The organism is Bradyrhizobium sp. CCBAU 11357 (assembly GCF_028128865.1).
Taxonomy (GTDB): Bacteria; Pseudomonadota; Alphaproteobacteria; order Rhizobiales; family Xanthobacteraceae; genus Bradyrhizobium.
The window spans coordinates 46766-66047 of sequence record NZ_LBJW01000014.1 but is presented as its reverse complement, the minus strand read 5'-3'; the positions used below and the strand labels follow the sequence as shown (position 1 = coordinate 66047).

Here is a 19282-nt window from a genome sequence, read left to right as displayed (position 1 = left end):
GATGACAAGCTGAGCCTGCGGCGATAGCCTGCCGCCAAAACAAAACCTACGGGAGGAACACCATGCCTGACGCAATGGTCGCCACACGTGCCTCCGATGAGCGCGGAACCGCTCAAAAGGTCGATGTCGCCGTGGTCGGCGCCGGATTTGCCGGCCTCTATCTTCTCCATCGCCTGCGCAAGGCAGGGTTCTCGGCGGTCGGGCTCGACGAGGCCGGCGATGTCGGCGGCACCTGGTATTGGAACCGCTATCCGGGCGCGCGCTGCGACATCCAGACCATCGACTACAGCTACACATTCGATCCGGAGCTCGAGACCGCCTGGACCTGGTCTGAAAAGTACGCGACCCAGCCCGAGATCCTGCGCTACCTCGGCTTCGTCGCCGATCGCTACGATCTGCGCCGCAATATCCGTTTCAAGACCAAGGTCACCGAAGCCAGATGGGACGAAGCGGCGGAGCGCTGGCTCATCACCACCGACAATGGCGCGCCGGTCTCGTGCCGCCATTACATCATGGCGACCGGTTGTCTCTCCGCGCCAAAGCCGCCGGAGATCGACGGCGTCAAGGACTTCAAGGGCGAGGTCTATTTCACCGGACGCTGGCCGCATGACGGCGTCGATCTCACAGGAAAACGCGTCGCCGTGATCGGCACGGGCTCCTCGGCGATCCAGTCGATTCCGCTGATCGCCGAGCAGGCCGCGCATCTGACCGTTTTCCAGCGCACACCGAATTTCGCATTGCCGGCGCATAACGGCCCGGCGCCCGCGGACCGCATGAGCCTGCTGCAGAGCGACCGCGCGGCCTATCGCGAGCAGGCACGGCAGTCGATGGCCGGCGTGCCCTACCCGCAGCAGACGGTCGTGAGCTGGCAGCTCAGCGATGCCGAGCGTCGCGAGCGGTTCGAGCGCGCCTGGGCCGCCGGCGACCTCGTCCACATCCTGACGCAGCTCTGGGCCGACCAGGCCGTGGACCTCGACGGCAACAAGATCGTCCAGGACCTGATCCGCGAGAAGATCCGCGCCGCCGTCAAGGACCCCGAGACCGCCGCGGCCCTGATGCCTGACGACCATCCGTTCGGTGCGAAACGCCCCTGCCTCGACACCAACTATTACGCGACCTACAACCGGCCGAACGTCACGCTGGTCAATCTGCGCAAGGAGCCGATCAAGGCGATCACCGCGAGCGGCATCTCCACGAGCGGCCGCAGCTTCGACCTCGACGTCATCGTGTTCGCAACCGGCTTCGATGCGATGACCGGCGCGATCCGTGCCGTGCATCCGATCACCGGCCGCGGCGGCAAGTCGCTGTCCGATGTCTGGGCGCAGGGGCCGCAGACCTATCTCGGCCTCACGGTCGAGGGCTTTCCGAACTTCTTCATGATCACCGGCCCCGGCAGCCCGTCGGTGCTGTCGAACATGGCGGTGTCGATCGAGCAGCATGTCGACTGGGTGGTCGATCGCCTTGCCGCGCTGCGCGATGCCGGCCTCACCACGATGGAGCCGACTGCGACGGCGCAGGAGGGCTGGGGCCGGCACATGGCCGACTGCTCGACGCTGACGCTGCACCGGCTCGCCAACACCTGGTACACCGGCGCCAACGTGCCCGGCAAGGTGCAGGGGCTGATGCCTTATACCGGCGGCGTCGGCCCCTATCGCAGCATCTGCGACGAGGTCGTCGGCCGCGGCATGCTCGGCTTCAAGCTCACCGGCCCCGATGGTGCTTCGCAATGCAATGACGGCGAGGTGGTGCGCCTGCAGCCGGACGTGCGGCTGGTGCTGAACCTGCTCGCCTCGCTCAACCTGCCGCCGATCGAGTCGATGGGCGCGGAAGGCGCCCGTGCCTTCGTCAACGAGTTCAACAAGGGCCGGCCTGCGGGGCGGCCAATCGGCGAGATCGTCGACGGTACCCTGCCCGTCGCCGACGGTACGTTGCCCTACCGTGTCTACAAGCCGGCCACGCCGGGACCGCATCCTGTCGTGGTCTATTTCCATGGCGGAGGCTGGGTGCTCGGCGACGAGCAGTCGGACGAGCCGTTCTGCCGCGACATGGTGCGGCGGACCGGCATGATGTTCGTCAGCGTCGGCTATCGCCACGCGCCGGAGCATCGCTTCCCGACCGCGGCGGAAGACGGCTATGCGGCCACGCGCTGGATCGCCGAGCACGCCGCCGAGCTCGGCGGCAAGCCGGGCCCGGTGCTGGTTGCCGGCTGGAGCGCCGGCGGCAACATCGCAGCCGTCACCTGCCAGCTCGCGCGCGACCGCGGCGGGCCTGCCATCGCCGGCCAGCTTCTGGTCTGTCCGGTCACCGACTGCAGCTTCGATCGGCCCTCTTACAACGAAAATGGGACCGCCTACTTCCTGACGCGCTCGCTGATGTACTGGTTCTGGGACCTGTATTGCTCGCCGGCGGACCGCACCGATCCGCGGGTCTCGCCGCTGCGCGGCAAGGTCGCCGGCCTGCCGCCGGCCCTCGTGGTCACCTGCGAGTTCGATCCGCTGCGCGACGAGGGTATCGCCTATGCCGAGGCAATGGCGGCCGCCGGCGTCCCGGTCGAGCAGCTCAAGGCGCGCGGCCACTTCCACTCGTCCTTTGCGATGGTGGACGTGGTGATCACAGGCGTGTCGGGCCGGGTGCAGATGGCGGAGGCCTTGCGGCGCTTTGCCGGGCTGCCGCCGGAGGTCCGCCGCGGCGAGAGCAGCCAGGAGCATGACAGCCCGGGGCGCAGGATCGCGGCCGCCGCGAGCTGAACGGAAACGGCGCGGCCGGGACCCTTCTCCCGGCCGCGTGGCGATTGATGTCATCGCGGCAGCCGGGCTGTATCTGCCAGATACAGCTACGGCTGATGGTCAGGCAGCAACATCGATGCGGCGATGAAGCCGCCTGCTGATCCAATCGCTGCAACAAGCCAGGGCCACGCGTAACCGGCAGCCGTAGCTTCGTCCGATAGGATCGCACCGAGCATTGCGATGCCGAGCGCAAATCCGGCCTGCCGCATGACCACGGTGACCGCCGAGGCCATGCCCGTTTGGTCCGGAGGCACCAACGCAACGACAGCGCTCGACAGTTGCGGATGCGCCAGCACTGCGCCAATCCCGGCCAACAGCATTCCGGTTGCCGTCGCAGCGAGAACGACTTGCGCGTTCGCGAGCCAGCCGCTCGCCGCCAGGACCAGAATGAGATCGCCTGCCAGCAGCGCCAGCATCGCCGTCGCGAACAGCCGGCGCCAGCCCCAGCGTGTTGCGAGACGAGCACCATAGGGCGGCAGCAGAAGCATCGGCAACGTCGCGAAGAGCATTGCAAAGCCAACGGTCGGGCCTGACCAACCGAACGCTGCGCTCAGGAACGGAGGCAGATAGACGAGAACCGCCCAGTATCCAACGGAAACAGCAATCAGCAGCGAGGAAATGCCGACCATGACCGGCCGAATGAACACAGCGGGGTCGAAAATCGGCACGGCCCGGCGCCGCTGCTGCATCACGAAGATGGCGAGCAGACAGGCGCTCAGCCCGAGGCCCGCTGCAATCCGGGCCGGCATTGCACCTCCACTCAGCAGGCTCTCGATCGCAATACCCAGCGCAAACGTAAGAAGCACGACGCCGCTCCAGTCCAGCGGGCGGCCGGCAGGATCACGCGATTCTACGACCAGCCGCGGAACGGCCAGAAGCGTGAGCAGACAAAGCGGGATATTGGCCAGGAAGATCCAGCGCCATCCGAACCAGGCCGAGACAAGTCCCCCGAGCGCTGGACCGAGCGCCATGGCGATGCCTGAGAGCACGCCCATGAACGCAAAGGCACGGGCGCGCTCGTCGGGCCGGACATAGGCACTCGCAAGCAGCGCAATGCCTCCGGTGATAACGAACGACGCGCCGAGGCCTTGAATTGCCCGCGCGCCCCACAGCATCGGACCGCCCGCCGCGAAGCCGCAAATGATCGATCCGACCAGGAACACGACGTTGCCGCCAAGCAGAGCGCGTCGGCGTCCATACTTGTCGGCCAGCGCGCCCGCGGCGAGCAGCCCACCGGTAAATGCCAGGCTGTAGGCATCCATCGCCCAGGCATAGGCAGCGCCGCCGAAACCGAGTTCGGCGGCCATGGCCGGCATCGCGACAACAACCGCGGTTACGTCGAATTGCGTCAGAAAGGCCGCCATGCCGAGCACCATCGCTGGCAGCAGGTCGTGCCAACGACGTGGGGACTGCATGTGGGGTTCAGGCGTGATCATCGTTGCCCCATCGTGAAAGCGTCAGGTACCGATATGCATGCCGGGGCGAGGCCTGCGCCAATGCAATGCATTCACATCGTCATGAAAATGTTTCATGATGATGCAATGCGTTCATTTCCTCCCTTCGACGGTCTGATTGCGTTCGAGGCAGCCTTGAGACATGCGAGCGTCACGCGCGCCTCCGCGGAGCTCGGGCTCACGCAGAGCGCGGTCAGCCATCGGCTCCGCAAGCTCGAGGACTTCGTCGGGACGCCCCTCCTCATTCGGCAGCCGAGCGGCTTGTGCGCCACGCCCGCCGGTATTGCCCTCTCGAACGAGCTGGCCGGTTTGCTCGACAGGATGGCGGATTTTCGTGCGCTTTGTCGCGCCGCCGCTCCGCCTCCGGCCTTGAAAGTCGGCGTCGGTGCAGCGCTTGCCGACTATTGGCTCGTGCGCCGCTTGCCCGATTTTGCGCAAGCACATCCCGGCATACCGGTCGAGCTGGCCGTACGTGAAGCCGACGCACATGCGAGGTCGACCGATCTTGACGTCGCGGTGGTGTGGCAACCAGCAGCGGGCTTGAGGCCAACGTCCACGCAGCGTTTGCTGGTTCGCGAGCATGTTTACCCCGTCTGCCACCCACGCCTGCTGCCTGGCCAGCAACCACTGACCGACGTGACGCGCCTCAAATCGTTGCCGCTCCTGCACAAGGGCCGGATCGGCGAAGACCGCGGGGTCGAATGGTCGTGGACCTCCTGGTTCGAACGATTGGGCCTCGGCCGCCCGCCACCCGCCGAGATACGCTTTGCAACGATAGCCACCGCCATAGCCGCGGCCCTGGCCGGCAACGGGATCGTGCTCGCGCGTTCGCTGCTGGTCCAGGATGCGCTCAAGGACGGCAGGCTGGTACGGGTGCTTCCGCAATCGTGGGACTTGCCGTCGAGCAAGGCTCAAATCGTGCGCTGGCCCGCGGCAATGGCCAAAGATCCCCGCGTAATGGCGTTTGTCGGCTGGATATTGCAAATTCCGAAGATCCCGAGCGCTTGAGCCCCGCGCCGTAGCCGATGAGCCGGGAACCTTTTCCCGGATGCCGCGTTGGGGCTGGTGGCATTGAGATGCAGCGACAGGTGTATGGGCCCCGGCACGCGAGCACGTGTGCTGGGGTCGTCTTTTGCGTGAGGCAGGCCGATGGGGGACGTTGTTGCGGAGTCAAAAGTCGATTTCGGCGCGCTTGCGGCGCTGCATAAATGGCCGTCACTCGGCAACCAGCGCCGACCGGACCGCGAGCCCTACCAGGTGAGCGAGGGGACGCTCGACCAATGCATCTCGGCCTTCATGCAAAAGCCGGCGGCGACCCGGCATCTCTATGAGATCCGCACGGCGCCGCAGCCGCCGCTGGTTACCGCCGTTCTCTCCCCCGAACACGTCATCGAGCTATCACGCTGGCGGGAATTTCTCTGACGGCCTTCACAAGCACGTGCGTAGGAACCTTCTTCCGGTTTTTCCCGTTGTCGGAGATCGGAAGTCAACTCGTGAGCGCCTCACATGCTTGAAGCTGGCGTTGCATCTCCCGTCGTGCCCTATGGCGCGGACCAAACCCTCTTCGTCGTCGTCGACCGTCTCGACATTGCGACTGAAATCCGCATCGAGCGCAGCGATCTCGAAGCCACCATCGGCGAGTTCGTCGCCGGCTGCTTCAACGATCCCGTCAAGGTGATCTCGTTCAACACGCTCGAACACTGGATCAAGGACATCTCGACCGAGGTCGCCGGCGCGATAAAGGCACGCTGCGACATCTATGGCATAGAGTTGCCCGACTATCTCAGCGACTTCGTCGAGAGCCATAGCTGAGGGCGCTTCGCACCTCAAACGCTGCACATCGCACCCAACAAAAAAGCGCCGCTTCCGCGGCGCTTTTCGTGTCGTCACCTCAGTGGTGCCAGAACAATGCCAGCAGCAGAACGATCGGCAGCGGCACGCCAAGCAACCAAAGCAAAGCACCTCGTCCAAAACCCATGATGTCCTCCTCCTTCTTGCATCACCGGAATGACGCCGGGAAAAAGGAGAAGTTCCGCGCCTTCCAGCGAGGCCGGATGCGATCGGAGCATGGAACGCGGGACTTAGTTGCGGCGGTGCTTGCCGGCGATGACCTCGATCTCGCGGCGGCGTTCGCCCGCGAAGGTCAGCAGCTTTTCGATCGTCAGCGTATCGGTGATCCGTTTGGCGAGCCGCTCGGCGCGCGCAGCCTGATCTTCGAGATGCTGGATCGTGTTCAAGCGCCGCCTCCCCCAAAGCCCCGAATTGTGCGGACAGCCATGGTGCTCGAAAAGCCGCTAACAGCCGGTTAAGCGCGCCGCATCGTTCGCAACGCGTGCCCTATCGCACGACCTCGAGCCTGACATTGGTGATGCCCTTGTCGACCATGCCGAGCGCCTCGGCGGCGGAAGGCGAGATGTCGACCACGCGTCCGCGCACGAAGGGTCCGCGGTCGTTGACCCTGACCGTGACGAAGCGGCCGGAGGAGGTCTCGGTGACGCGCAGCTTGGTGCCGAAAGGCAGGGTCGGATGCGCCGCGGTCAATTCGTTCTTGTCGAACTTCTCGCCGCTCGCGGTCTCCGTATCCGAATAGAAGCTGGCGACACCGTGCGAAGCCGTCTGCTTACCCTCGGAGCTGCGCGCCCGGCTGATCGGGCGTGGATGCAGCGCCGCCACCCTGTGCGGGCGCTCCACCGCGGCTTGCCGGGTCGTTCCGGCCAGATCGGCTTTCTGACGGCCGACCGGCGATTGCGCGCAGGCGGCGAGCGATGCGGCCCCCAGGACCGCGAGCAATAGCCGGCCCGAGCTAGCCAGCGACATCCGGGCAGTTTCGGCACTTGCAATGCGAGACATGATGCGCCCTCCGAACAACCCCGAGTTTCCGTGGGGAATGAGGGCAGAACCTTGTCGGAACAAAAGCGGCTCTGAGGCCGCGGCCGTTTCGCGCCAGCTGTGACGATTCCACCACAGTGACTGCCCTGAATCGGGACAGAACCCGCCGTCGGAGTCGGCAGCTGCGGCTCAGGCCGGAGGCGGGATCGCGCGCAAGACGTCCCTGAAAACGCCGAACTGCAATCGAAACGCTTGCGGGCTGTAGTCCTGGTAGTAGCCCGCCGTCACGGCGACGACGAGATCGAGCTCCGGCACGATGCGGATCGACTGCCCGCCGCGCCCCAGTGCACCGATCCAGTTGATCTTCCGGTCGTTGACGCGCGCTTGGCCGAGCCACCACAGATATCCGTAGGATTGATTGTCCGTCCCCTTGATCGTCTCAGCAGTCGAGGCGTCGATCCAGGCCTTGGAAACGATCCCGCGGCCGTTCCAGCGGCCGCCCGCAAGGACCAGCTGGCCGATCTTCGCCATGTCGCGCGGCCGCAGTCGCAACCCTCCTCCCGCATCGGTGTCTCCACGGTACCGACCCCACGTCGTGCTGGTGATTCCCAAAGGCTCGAACAACGCCTCACGCGCGAATTCATCGAGAGGACGTCCGGTCGCCTTGCGGATGATGGCCGACACCAGAGTGAGTGCGCCGGTGTTATAGAAGAATTCCTGCCCCGGCGCGGCCGTCACGGGAAGACCGAGAACGTAACGACACGGATCCCATGCCATATGCATGCGCGACTCGTCGTTGTCGTAGTCGCCCGTTGCAGGAGTCGCCTCGATCCACTTCAGGCCCATCGACATGGTCAGCGCGTGCACCAACCGGATACGATCCTTTTCGGGGGACCGCAGGTCGGACAGTTCGGGGAAGAAGCTGAAGATCGGTTCGTCGACGCTGCGGATCAGCCCGCGATCGATCGCGATCCCGACGGCGAGTGACGCAGCGCTCTTCGAGACCGACTTCACGTTGTGCAGCGTGTCGGCATCGAAGGCGAGAGTTTCCACACGGCGGCCGTAGATCGGGTCGGGAATTTCGTCGGCTCCCTTGAAGTAGCTCTCGAACGCCAGCCTGCCATTGCGGGCGACCAGCACGGCATGGATGTTGGCATCGCTGGAGACGAGGCGATCCGCCATCCCGCACAGCGCCTCGCGATTGACGAGACTGTTGTCGTTGACGGAGCCGACCGGCCAGCCGTCGCCCCGCTCAAGCGGACCACTGCAGCCTTCCGGCGGGTTCGCGTAGACCGGCAACGCAGAGAGCGGCGCGAGTGCGGCTCCGCCGAGGAGTGAAAGGAATTGGCGCCGCCGCATTCGAAGTCTCCCGTCACCCCTGTCGCGGCGCCGAGCAAATTTCGGCGCTGGCGTAGCCCGACTGCGCGCTCTCTCGAAGGATGCGCGCGAATTCACGCCAATAGAGCTGTCGCCAGCTGGTCTTCAGACTGGCAAGAAAATCAAGTTCGCGTTGCGTCAATGTGCACATCGCTCTTTAGGCCACGAGGCCTCCCATCGGTTTGATTTCGGCGCTATCGGGGAAGACCGTCTCGGCGAGGATCTTCTCCTCGACACGCAGATGATCCCTGAGCAGGCCCTTCAGCACGGCACGCAGATCCGTGGTCGGCTTGAGATCGCGATCGTCGAGCAGTTGCGCCGCCTTCAGGCCCGGCCAATCCGCGATCACGCGGCCGCCGGCGAGCCCGCCGCCGATGAGGAAGGCAACCGTGCCCGTGCCATGGTCCGTCCCCTGCGTGCCGTTGATGCGCGCGGTGCGGCCGAACTCGGTGACGACGGCGACCACGGTTTCGTGCCATACCGCGCCCATGTTGCTTTCGATTGCCGCGAACGCGCCGTCGAGCGCGCCGAGCAGATTGTAGAGCTGGCCCGAGGCCGCGCCTTCGGCGATGTGCGTGTCCCAGCCGACGAAGCCCATCGCGCCGACGCGCGGGCCGTCGGGCTTGGCGAGATAGCGCGCGGCGGTGCCGGCGGCTTCAGTGAAATAGGCGCGCACGCGCGCAATGCCCGGCGGCGCCAGCGTAGGATCGTCCGACATCGGATCGCCCGTACCCCTCGCACCGTCGAGCGAGGCGAGCTTCATGCGCGCCTGCAGCACGGTCGCGAGCTTCGGGTCGGTGTGCTGATAGAGGTCGAGCAGGCGGTTCTGCGTATCCTGGCTCGCCGGCAGGAGTTTTTGCGGCACCCAGGTCATCACTGGCGCGGAGCCGCGCACCACCAGCGGCGTCACCGAGCCGATGCCGAGCGCACGGCTGCCGCGCGGATCGACCCGACCGCCGGACTCCATCGCCAGCAGCGCACGGTTGAGCCATCCCGAAGCGGTCGCACCGGGCCTGGTGAAGCCGCTCTCCAGCACGTCCTGGCCGTCGAAATGCGAGCGCTCGCGATAGGGCGTCGCGGTGGCGTGGACGATGGCGGCCTTGCCGCTCTTGTAGAGTCGATGCAGGTTCGGCATCGCCGGATTGAGCGCGAAGAAGGAATCGAGCGGCAGCGCCGGCGGCTTGCCGTCGAGCAGCAGCGCGCGATCGCCGCGCAGGGCGACCCAGTCGGGATCGCCGACCGGCGCCACCGCGCCGAGGCCATCGAGCGCGCCACGCAGGATGACGACGAGCAGGCGCGGATCGCGCCCTTCCGCGCGCGCGATCCGCGGCATCTGGCTCCAGGCGAACAGCGCCCCGGAGCCGGCCAGAAGCTCGCGCCGCGTGGGCAGATGACGATCGACGCCCATGCTCACCTCCTCTGAAAATCCGCCGACATGAACAGCAGCGCGAGCGCCTGCTGCCGGCTCTCGGCGCGGCCGACCGCCTGCTTCACCTCGGGCGCAATCTCCGATGCAAAGACGTCCTCGATGATGACTTGCGGATCGGCCATGCCGGTGATGCGCTCGGCAACATTGTTGGCGACGTCGAGCCGCCGGCCGACCCCGTCGATCCAGCTCGCCTCGTCGTCCGGATAGCCCTTGGGCGATGATGGACGCCATAGCGGTTCGCCGAGCAGCTGCTGGCCACCGGTGTAGAGGACGGGATCGACGACCGTGATGCCGGCCGCGCGCACCATGCCGACGACCCATTCGCCGGGTCGCTTGAGCTTTGACGGCGGTCCACGCCATGCCTCGTCCGACGACACCATCGCCATTGCGACCTGCTTGAGGTCGCCCTCGGTGTCGCGAAAGGTCTTGGCCATCTGCTCGACCAGAGCCGGCGGCGGCTCGTCGGCGACGAAGTGCCGCGCCAGCTTGGTCGCGACGTGGGTTGAGGTCGCCGGATGCGCGGCGAGGTCGCGCAACACGGCGCGGCCCTGCTCGGCATCCTCCTGCTCGTAGCGCTTGCCGAGCACGGTCTGGCCGCCGGGCTCGTGCAGCCGCGGATTGAAGGTGAACTCGCCGCCGTGCTGGGGATCGGCGCCCGGCGGCACCAGCGTCCAGCCGGTCATGACGTTGGCGAAGCTGATCACGTCGTCCTGGGTGTATCCGGTGCGCACACCGAGCGTGTGCAGCTCCATGATCTCGCGCGCGATGTTCTCGTTGAGGCCGCGGCTGCGATTGATGCCGGCGATCGAGTTCGCGCCCATCGATTCCAGATTGTCGAGGTAGAACAGCATCGCCGGATGGCCTTCGACGGCGAGCAGGAGATCGACGAAACGGCCGAGCGCATTGGCGCGAACCGCTTCGCGCTCATAGGCGCCTGACATGCTCTGGATCTTGTTGGCCGAGACGCAGAAATGGTTGGACCAGAACCACACCAGCCGCTCGGCAAAACCGATGTCGGCGGCGAGCGCGGCTTCGGTGCGCAGCTTGGCTTCCTGCAAATACATCGGACGTCCGGGATCGGGAACGGCGTCGGCCGCCTGCTTGGCCGCCATCTCGGCGGCGTCCTTGTCTTGCACCTGACCTTGCGCCTGGTCTTCCGACATCGCCGGCGCGGCCGCCGCCATCTGCTGCTTTTTGGCCTGCTGCTGCGCCTGCTTGACCCGCGCCGTCCGGCGGGCGTTGGCGTCGGCCACGGTGCGGAAGGCCTTGGCGCTGGTGGGAAGCCCAGCGGCGGCGGTCAGCGTGAGCGGCCGGTCGAGCTCCGCGATCAACGCGCCGCGCGGGTCCGAGCCCATTGCAGCGATCGATCCCGGCCGCGGCCCCATGCCGAAGCGCTGCAGCGCAAGCACAGTCTCGGCCCTTCCAGAATTGCTCATGGCGGCGCCCATTTTCTCGAGCCTGCCGACACGCGGCGCGAGGCTACGAACTGTAATGCTACAAATCGTAACACTTGGGATGCATCCGGGCAAGCGACGATTGAGCCGTCGCCTCAAGAGATCGGGAGCCGCCCCTCCGACGCGAGGGACGGCGTAACGCTCCTAAAAATTTGGCCCGAGAGCGATCTTGGTGATGGTGCCGTTCCTGACACCGATCCGCCATTCCGCCGAGCCGTTGGCGAACTGGGCGATGTAGATGTCGCTGTCGAGCGCGGTGACGCCGCGGAACGACACCGCACGCAGCTCGCCGAGCCGCGCCAGGATGGCCTGGTCGAACGGCAATTGCTGGCGCGTGAGGTCGGCGACCTCCGGCGTCATGTGTTCGTAATCGGGCCGTCCCTTGCCGACGCCTGCGATGTAACGGCGCAGCATCTCCTCGCCATTGGCGATCGGAACAGCGCGGCGCGCGGCTCGCCCCGGCTTTGCGCCGAGGTTCGACGCCTCGACATTGTGGAAGCGCGTCTGCCGGCCCGGCATCAGGACCTCGAGACACCGGCCCGACTTGTCGGCAATCACCCACGGATTGTTCACGGTGGTGGTGGCCGCCCAGCTCATGTTCGACCTGACGAGGCTCTGGTTCTTGCGATTGCCGTCGGCATCGAGATTGAAGACTCGGATGTCCTCGCCGAGCTCATTGTAGACCATGATCCGGATCGGCGAGGTGCCGGCGCGGCCGCGCACGTTCGCCTCCTCCGAGCAAGGCAGGATGCCGCCGAGCTCGTCATTGCCGTCGGCCCGGAAGATGACGTCGCCGGCCTTGCCGTCGGGCTCGAGCAGCAGGCGGAATTCAGCCGTGCCGTTCTCGAACTTGGCGCCATAGATATCGTAGCCGCCCGGGCCGACGCCGCGGAAGAAGATCGACTCCACCGTGCCGAGCGCCACGAACGTCGTTTGCATTTCGGCGAGATAGCGGTGGACCTTGGCCGCGAGCGGCGCGCTCATGCGATCATAGTCCGGCGTACCGTGGCGCAAGCCTTCGATGCCGGCCAAGACCATCTCCTTGCTACCGGCCACCGGCACCTGCTCCCTGAATCGGTCGGAGACCTTGGCGAGGCGGCGCGCGAAGTCGGCCTCGACGGCCTGCGCCACCGCCGCATCGACGCGGGTCGCGAGGCGGGCACCGAAAACCGCGCTCTGCACCAGCACGCGCGACACCTTCGCCTGCTCGTCGCGCAGGAAGATGACGAGATGGTCGCCGCGGAACGAGAAGGCGTCGGTGCCCTCGGCTAGCACCTGCGTTGCGCCCTGCCCGGTCTCCTGCAGCCAGAGACCGTCGCCGTCGCGGCGGACGCTGAGCACGCGGTTGGGCGCCAGCCGGTACCAGCCGACATATTGATCGAGCGACACGGCCTCCGCAGCCGGTGCCGGCATCTCCGCGACACGAACCGCGCGAATGTCGCGGCCGTTCATGCGCAGCATCAGCTCCGCCGAGCGGCGCTCTGCATCAGCCGAGAACGTGATCTCGCCCGACGAGGCCGCATATGACGCGGTGCCGTCGCTGCCGACCGAGAGGCGAAATTTCCGCTGTCCGGTCACCTGGCCGTAGAGCTCGTCTCCTTCGCGGAAGATGGCGAACACCGAGGCCGGGCCCATGGCGTAGAAATTGACGAAGGGGCGGTAATGCTGGGCCGGCACCTCGCCGCCATCTGCGATAGCGGGCGCAGGGTCCGGCGTGCGATAGGCGATCATGCCGGTCGACACGATCACCGCCGGCACGATCGCGGCCGCGATCCACAACCGCTTGCGCCAGCCGACCGCGACGGGCAACGCGGCGACCGCGATGATGCGTTCGACCCGGGCGCGCACGGTCGAGGCCCGCGCCATCGCAAGCTCCACCGGGCGCGGTTTCACGCTGCTGGCAAAATCGAGCAGAATCTCCGCATAGGACAGCCGGTCGTCGATCACCTCGATCGCCTGCGCGTCGCTGATGATCTCGGCGAGCTCGGCAAGGCGCGCGAGCTGCCACCAGGAGAACGGGCTGAACCAGAACACCGCACGATTGAGCGAGGCAAGCAACAGGACGTAGAAATCGCGGTTGGCGACATGCGCGCTTTCATGGGCGAGCACCGCGAGGCGCTTCTTCGCATCCCAGCCTGCAAATTGCGGCGGCACCAGAATGGTCGAGCCGAAGGTGACGGGACCGCCGACGTCGCGGCTGACACGGATGTCGGCATCGATCAGCTGCGCAGCTTTCACCGGCTTCGCCGCACGCATCAGGCGCCAGGTCAGGCCGAGGCCGATGGCGAGCCGCAGCAGCAACAGGCCGGCGATTCCGGCATAGACGATCGTCGCCACCAGCCACCAGTCGACCAGAACGCCGTTTGCAACCGGCGGCGCAGCGACGGCGCCCGGCGCGATCGGCAGGGTCGGCTGCGACGTCTCCAGCATCGCGATGTCGGCCGGCCAAGATTCGCCCGGCACCGGGCCGGATACGGGGAGCCGGTCGATGGTGAGCGTCGGCCAGTGCATCACGAACGGCATCGCGAGCGAGGCCATCAGCACGACGACCCACGCCGTCATGTGGACGTGCGGATTGCGCACACGGAACAGGGTGAGACCGAACCAGACGACGCCTCCCAGCACAAAGGAGCGCAGCGCCGCCTCCGCCAGAGTTGCGATCATTCTTTCTTCACTCCCCTCGCTTTCTTCGCCTTCGCCACCTGGTCGGCCAGCGAGCGCAATTGCTGCTGGTCGAGCATCTTGTTGTCCACCATGCCGACGAGGACCTCCTCGATCGAGCCGTTGCAGAACCAGTCGACGATGCGCTGCACCGCCTTGGCGGCAACGCGCGCGCGGGGTTCGGCGGCGTGATAAACGTAAGTGCGGCCGTCCACCGTGTGGTTGACATAGCCCTTTTCCTCCAGCCGGCGCAGCACCGTGCGCACTGTGGATTCCTTCAGACGCCGCGACAACCGCTCACGCACGATCTCGGCCGTGACAGGACCATCGGCCCAAACCAGTTGCATGACCTCACGCTCGAGGTCGCCGAGTTCAGGCAGGCGATCGTCCATGGCATTTGACCTTGCGGATTGAGTATTCTTGTAACGCTACAGACTGTCGCATATGCAGCCGCGGAGCACAATGGCGATTCCACCTGAGATGGTGGTGATGGGTCAACCTATCTGGGAGTCGGGAGTGGACGGACGGTGCGCTCCCTCTCCCGCTTGCGGGAGAGGGTCGGGGTGAGGGTGTCTCCGCAGTGGGACTCCCCAAGAGGATAGAGCCCTCACCCGGCGCAAGTGCGCCGACCTCTCCCGCAAGCGGGAGAGGTGACCGAGCCAGTTCGCCAGATCGAGTCAATCAAAAGTCATCAGCCCTCAGTACGTCGGCTCGTACATCTGCGACTGCACCAGCGCCTTTACGTCATTGGGCGCAGGTCCCTCCGCGAGCCCGCGCTGATAGGCCACGTCCGCAACCGCCGCCGCGATGCGGACGGAGACCTCGCGGATGCGCGGCAGTGCCGGATAGAGGCTGCCCTGGGCGAGGTCCTCCTTGCCGACGCAATCGGCGAGCGCATGGGCCGCCGCCATGAACATCTCGTCGGTCACGAGGCGCGAGCCGCTGGCGATGACGCCGAGGCCGACGCCGGGGAAGATGTAGGAATTGTTGCCCTGGCGCGGCACGAAACTGCGGCCGTTGAGCTTGACCGGATCGTACGGGCTGCCGCAGGCGAACAGCGCGCGCCCTTCGGTGTAGCGATAGGCGTCCTCCGCCGAGCACTCGGCCTTCGAGGTCGGGTTGGAGAGCGCGAACACGATCGGCTGCTGGTTGAGCTCGGCCATCGCCTTGAGCACATCGGGCGTGAAGGCGCCGCCGACCGCGGCGACGCCGATGATCGCCGTCGGCTTCAGCGTCCTGATCGCGGTGAGGAAGTCGGCGATCGGCGCCTGGCCAGTGTGCGCATAGCGCAGCTTGTGGCCATGCAGACCTTCGCGCCCCGCAACGACGAGACCGCGGGAATCCACCAACCAGTTGCGGCGAAGCGCCTCCGCCTCGGAAGCCCCCTCCGCCATCATGGCGGAGACCACGAGATCGGCGATGCCGGTCGCCGCCTCGCCCGCGCCGAGGAACAGGATCTTCTGGTCCTTCAGCTTGCCGCCGGAGACGCGCAAGGCCGAGAACAGGCCGGCGAGCGCCACCGCCGCGGTGCCCTGGATGTCGTCGTTGAAGACGCAGGCCTCGTCGCGATATTTGTGCAGCAGCTTGAACGCCGAATGATTGGCGAAGTCCTCGAACTGGATCAGCACGCCCGGAAACGTCTTGCGCGCAGCTTGCATGAACTCGTCGACGAAGCTGTCATAGGCCTCGCCCGTCAGCCGCCGCTCGCACAGGCCGAGATAATAGGGATCGTTCAACAGCTCTTCGTTGTTGGTACCGACGTCGAGCACGATCGGCAGGCACAGCTCGGGGTGCACGCCCGCGCAGGCGGAATAGAGCGAGAGCTTGCCGACGGGGATACCCATGCCGTTGGCACCGAGATCGCCAAGTCCCAAAATGCGCTCGCCGTCGGTGACGACGATCAGCCTGGCCTGGTAGGGCCAGTTCTTCAGGATCTCGGCGATCTGGCCGCGGTCGCGCGAGGAGATGAACATGCCGCGCGGCCGCTGGAAGATCAGGCCGTATTTCTGGCAGGCAAGCCCGACCGTCGGCGTGTAGATGATCGGCTGGATCTCGTCGATATTGTCGACGACGACGCGGAAGAACAGCGCCTCGTTGCGGTCATGCAGCGCGTTCAGGGCGACGTATTTTTCCAGATCCGTCGGCAGCGTGCGCAAATTGGTGAGCACGCGCTGAGCCTGCGTCTCCATCGTCAGCACGCATGGCGGCAACAGGCCGCGCAGGCCGAGCGTCTCGCGCTCCGCTTCCGTGAAGGCGGTGCCCTTGTTGAGCAGGGGATCGCGCAGCAGCGTCATGCCTTGCTGCGGATTGGACGACGTCGATTGGGCAACGACCCGGGCAGGTCTATTCACGAATTCCCCCAAGGAGTTTCTTATTGAACCGCAGCCATTGTCGGCCAGCGCTCCATCCAGATCAAGGACCGAGAGACCGCGGCACCGATTGTGATCTCGCACCGCAGCGAGACTTGCGCAAACGACTGGCAGTTGCGCGCGAAAGGTTAACGCGGCAGGCCTCTAACTCCTCATGGTGAGGAGGCGCGTCAGCGCCGTCTCGAACCATGGAGGCCCCTATTCTCGCCCGCAGCCATCCTTCGAGACGCCCGCCGTTGGCGGGCCCTCAGGATGAGGACGGAGTGCGCGACATCAGGATCAACGGGCACCGACGCCGATTAGCCTCATCCTGAGGAGGCGCCTAGCGCCGTCTCGAAGGACGAGGCGCGCACTCAGACCGCCGCCAAGAACAGATATGCGATCGCCTACTTATCCAGCTGCCCGCCTTGGCATCAGATTGGCGGCGCCATCTCCCGGCGGCGCGATATGCATCAGGATCGTCTGCGTCGCGGATGCGACCTCGATGCCGTTCTGCTGGAAGCGCAGCTTCATGCGACGGTTGAATTCGCGCTGCACCGGCCAGCGGCCGGCCTCGGTGCAGCGGATCTGGCCGACGATCGACACCATCGCGCCGTCGACCTTGTCGATGCCCCACAGCTCGAGGTCGCCGCGGATGAGCGCGCGGAAGTCCGCTTCGCGGCGCATCTCGTCGACGATGTCCTTGAGGATCTGGCCGGCGCGATCGGTGTCTTCCTTGTAGGCGACGTTGACGCTCACCGAGGCATTGCCGGCGCCGCGGCTGGCATTGGTGATGGTGGTGACCGCGCTGAACGGCACGATGTGCACGGCGCCGTCGCCGGCGCGCAGGCGGATGGTGCGGATCGAGACGTTCTCGACGACGCCCGACAGCCCCGACACGCTGACGGTGTCGCCGACCTGCACCGTATTCTCCAGCAACAGGAACAGGCCGGTGATGAGATCCTGCACCAGCTTCTGCGAGCCGAAGCCGATCGCGATGCCGACGATGCCGGCGCCCGCCAGCAGCGGGGCGACATTGACGCCGATCTCGCTCAACGCGGTGAGGCCGACGACGGTCGCGATTAGGCACAGCAGTGCGGTGCGCAGCATCGGCTGGAAGGTGCGCAGCCGCGCTGCGCGGGCATAGTGCCCGTCCCGCGTCAGCGTATTGATCTGGCGGTCCAGGAGCGCGTTGCTGGCTTCCCAGATGGCCGCTGCGATGAGCACGGCGAGGCCGATGGTCACCACGGCCGAGATCAGCCGGCTGCCGATCTGGCCGCCATAGAACCAGACGATCGCGTCCACGCCCCAGACTTCGAGCACCGCCACGAAGCCGATGAAGGCGATCACGCCGGATACGATCCTGCGCAGCAGCGGCAGGTACCGGTTGGCACGGATCTCGAGGCCGGGAAAGCGCTGGAGGATCTCCGGTTTGATGCGGAAGCCGCGATCGATCAGGCTCAGCGTCAGCATGATGACGACACGCGTGATCAGCGCCACCGCGATGGTGCCGACGAAATATTGCAGCAGCAGCGAATAGCCGTTGCGGATGTTCAGCGCCCACACCGCCCAGAGCGCGAGGTCGAGCGCGATGGCAAGATAGTGCCAGCCGCCGGCGATGCGGTTGCGCAAACGGGCCGCAATTCCCTGCCGCTCGGCCGGCGCGCGGATGGCATCGGCGACTTGGCGGCGGCATTGCAGGACGATGACGGCGACGAAGAGGTGCACGACCAGCATCACCATGCGCAGCAGCGCGGCGTAGCCGGCGCGGTGCAGGCCGAGCAGCAGCGCCACATTGGCAAAGGCGATGCCGGAGACGCCGACGCCGACGATGCGACGCGCCCAGATCTCGATATAGGCCGCGGTCTCCGCGCGCACCGGAAACAGCCCGAACGGCCCCGCCAGCGCCCGGACCAGGCAGATCAGCCCGCGCGAGAACGCATAAGCGTTGACGACGGCGAGGATCACGAGACGGACAATCGCGGGCTCGCCGATCTCCGTTCCGAGCAGCGCGGTGGCGACGGCGACGAAGACGAGCACGGGAAGCAGTTCGAGCACGAAACGCCCGAGCACGAAGGGCAGACGCAGCATGATCTGCCAGACGCGCGCGAGACTGTGGCGTCGCTTGTGCAGTTCCGGCTCGGGCGTGACATCCGCGACCGATGATGGCGGATCGGCAAGCGGCAGCGCCTGGGCCGGCAGGCGCGCGGTTTGCGGCACCCGTCCCTCCAGGAACGCGACCGGCCGGCGGATCAGGCGGAAGATGACCCATTCGGCCGAGAGGGCGCAGCCCAGCAGCAGCGCCAGCTTCCAGGCGATCTCGATCAGGAGATTGTAAGCCGCGGGATCGTTCGCGGTGCGCATGATCCAGTAGTAGAAGGCCGGAAAGTGCGTGAGCGTCCGTGCCATGCCGGCGATCTCGCTCGATATCTCCTGGATCTCCTCCGACACCGTGAGCAGGAGTTGCGCGCCGAGGCCATCGGCCGCCAGCGGGATCGGCGATTTCTGCTCGGGCGCGGCAGCCGCGGGCTGCTGCGGACCCGATGCGTTGGCGATCACACGGAGCGTATCGATCATCTGCGCGCGCTTCTTGTCGTCCTGGAGCGTGTCCAACGCACGCCTGGCTTCGTCAGGCGATAGCGCGGCGGCACCGCCCGCGGCCGGCGCATCGGCACGGGCGCAGGAGAGAGACGAGATCGCGAGGAAAAGAGCGGCGAGAAGCGCCGGGACAAGCTTTTGCGACACGCAGATTCCCTGGAAAAAATGAATGCGCCCGCGGTGTCGTGGCCGTCACCGCCGAAGCACATCCGTCATGTCGGATCGGAGCTATTCGCCCCCAGCCTGTGTCGGAAGTTGGCCTTTGAGACGACATTCTCTTGGCATTTGCCGCAATGCAGGATCGCGAGCTGACGCCCCGGCGAAACTCCATCGGGCCTACGCGCAC

Annotated in this window: 14 protein-coding genes; 4 read left to right on the top strand and 10 right to left on the bottom strand. The window is 66.2% G+C overall.

Features of this window, described 5'->3' with window-relative positions:
• Positions 1–62: 62 nt before the first annotated feature.
• Complete coding sequence (locus XI05_RS02520; protein ID WP_271498393.1) at positions 63–2747, top strand: flavin-containing monooxygenase; 2685 nt, start codon at positions 63–65, stop codon at positions 2745–2747.
• A gap of 86 nt (positions 2748–2833) precedes the next feature.
• On the opposite strand, the gene XI05_RS02515 is transcribed toward XI05_RS02520, so the two are convergent.
• Positions 2834–4222 carry an MFS transporter gene (locus XI05_RS02515; RefSeq protein WP_271498392.1) on the bottom strand — a complete coding sequence of 463 codons (1389 nt, stop codon included), beginning with the start codon at positions 4220–4222 and terminating at the stop codon, positions 2834–2836.
• A gap of 60 nt (positions 4223–4282) precedes the next feature.
• Between XI05_RS02515 and XI05_RS02510 the strand changes: the two genes are divergently transcribed.
• The 3 genes from XI05_RS02510 (at position 4283) to XI05_RS02500 (ending at position 6052) form a co-directional block, all read left to right on the top strand.
• Complete coding sequence (locus tag XI05_RS02510; RefSeq protein WP_271498391.1) at positions 4283–5248, top strand: LysR substrate-binding domain-containing protein; 966 nt, start codon at positions 4283–4285, stop codon at positions 5246–5248.
• 141 nt (positions 5249–5389) lie between these two features.
• A complete protein-coding gene (locus XI05_RS02505) occupies positions 5390–5662 on the top strand; it encodes a hypothetical protein (RefSeq protein ID WP_172787408.1) in 273 nt (90 codons plus the stop codon).
• Between the two features lie 84 nt (positions 5663–5746).
• The gene (locus XI05_RS02500; RefSeq protein WP_172787409.1) at positions 5747–6052 is read left to right on the top strand and encodes a hypothetical protein; all 306 of its coding nucleotides are present in this window, start codon (positions 5747–5749) and stop codon (positions 6050–6052) included.
• 269 nt (positions 6053–6321) lie between these two features.
• On the opposite strand, the gene XI05_RS02495 is transcribed toward XI05_RS02500, so the two are convergent.
• From XI05_RS02495 to XI05_RS02455, 9 genes are all read right to left on the bottom strand, one after another.
• Positions 6322–6477 carry a hypothetical protein gene (locus tag XI05_RS02495; protein WP_172787410.1) on the bottom strand — a complete coding sequence of 52 codons (156 nt, stop codon included), beginning with the start codon at positions 6475–6477 and terminating at the stop codon, positions 6322–6324.
• A gap of 100 nt (positions 6478–6577) precedes the next feature.
• A complete protein-coding gene (locus tag XI05_RS02490) occupies positions 6578–7090 on the bottom strand; it encodes a septal ring lytic transglycosylase RlpA family protein (protein WP_271498390.1) in 513 nt (170 codons plus the stop codon).
• A 168-nt stretch (positions 7091–7258) separates the two neighbouring features.
• Positions 7259–8428, bottom strand: a complete 1170-nt coding sequence (locus XI05_RS02485; protein WP_271498389.1) for a serine hydrolase domain-containing protein — start codon at positions 8426–8428, stop codon at positions 7259–7261.
• A 175-nt stretch (positions 8429–8603) separates the two neighbouring features.
• Complete coding sequence (locus tag XI05_RS02480) at positions 8604–9854, bottom strand: DUF1501 domain-containing protein (protein WP_271498388.1); 1251 nt, start codon at positions 9852–9854, stop codon at positions 8604–8606.
• Positions 9855–9856: 2 nt separating this feature from the next.
• A complete protein-coding gene (locus tag XI05_RS02475; RefSeq protein WP_271498387.1) occupies positions 9857–11311 on the bottom strand; it encodes a DUF1800 domain-containing protein in 1455 nt (484 codons plus the stop codon).
• 162 nt (positions 11312–11473) lie between these two features.
• Positions 11474–13993, bottom strand: a complete 2520-nt coding sequence (locus XI05_RS02470; protein WP_271498386.1) for a M56 family metallopeptidase — start codon at positions 13991–13993, stop codon at positions 11474–11476.
• On the bottom strand, positions 13990–14382 hold the full coding sequence (locus tag XI05_RS02465) for a BlaI/MecI/CopY family transcriptional regulator (protein ID WP_212258346.1): 393 nt from the start codon (positions 14380–14382) through the stop codon (positions 13990–13992). Before XI05_RS02465 ends, XI05_RS02470 begins: the two co-directional genes overlap by 4 nt.
• A 306-nt stretch (positions 14383–14688) precedes the next feature.
• The gene (locus tag XI05_RS02460; protein WP_271498385.1) at positions 14689–16341 is read right to left on the bottom strand and encodes an NAD-dependent malic enzyme; all 1653 of its coding nucleotides are present in this window, start codon (positions 16339–16341) and stop codon (positions 14689–14691) included.
• Between the two features lie 408 nt (positions 16342–16749).
• On the bottom strand, positions 16750–19083 hold the full coding sequence (locus XI05_RS02455; protein WP_271498384.1) for a mechanosensitive ion channel domain-containing protein: 2334 nt from the start codon (positions 19081–19083) through the stop codon (positions 16750–16752).
• Positions 19084–19282: the final 199 nt, after the last annotated feature.

Bases quoted from the DNA above. Each gene is read 5' to 3' on its own strand.
- XI05_RS02500 (WP_172787409.1), top strand. From the start codon at position 5,747: ATGCTTGAAGCTGGCGTTGCATCTCCCGTCGTGCCCTATGGCGCGGAC.
- XI05_RS02480 (WP_271498388.1), bottom strand. From the start codon at position 9,854: ATGGGCGTCGATCGTCATCTGCCCACGCGGCGCGAGCTTCTGGCCGGC.
- XI05_RS02475 (WP_271498387.1), bottom strand. From the start codon at position 11,311: ATGAGCAATTCTGGAAGGGCCGAGACTGTGCTTGCGCTGCAGCGCTTC.
- XI05_RS02515 (WP_271498392.1), bottom strand. From the start codon at position 4,222: ATGATCACGCCTGAACCCCACATGCAGTCCCCACGTCGTTGGCACGAC.
- XI05_RS02490 (WP_271498390.1), bottom strand. From the start codon at position 7,090: ATGTCTCGCATTGCAAGTGCCGAAACTGCCCGGATGTCGCTGGCTAGC.
- XI05_RS02510 (WP_271498391.1), top strand. From the start codon at position 4,283: ATGCAATGCATTCACATCGTCATGAAAATGTTTCATGATGATGCAATG.
- XI05_RS02465 (WP_212258346.1), bottom strand. From the start codon at position 14,382: ATGGACGATCGCCTGCCTGAACTCGGCGACCTCGAGCGTGAGGTCATG.
- XI05_RS02505 (WP_172787408.1), top strand. From the start codon at position 5,390: ATGGGGGACGTTGTTGCGGAGTCAAAAGTCGATTTCGGCGCGCTTGCG.
- XI05_RS02520 (WP_271498393.1), top strand. From the start codon at position 63: ATGCCTGACGCAATGGTCGCCACACGTGCCTCCGATGAGCGCGGAACC.
- XI05_RS02470 (WP_271498386.1), bottom strand. From the start codon at position 13,993: ATGATCGCAACTCTGGCGGAGGCGGCGCTGCGCTCCTTTGTGCTGGGA.
- XI05_RS02485 (WP_271498389.1), bottom strand. From the start codon at position 8,428: ATGCGGCGGCGCCAATTCCTTTCACTCCTCGGCGGAGCCGCACTCGCG.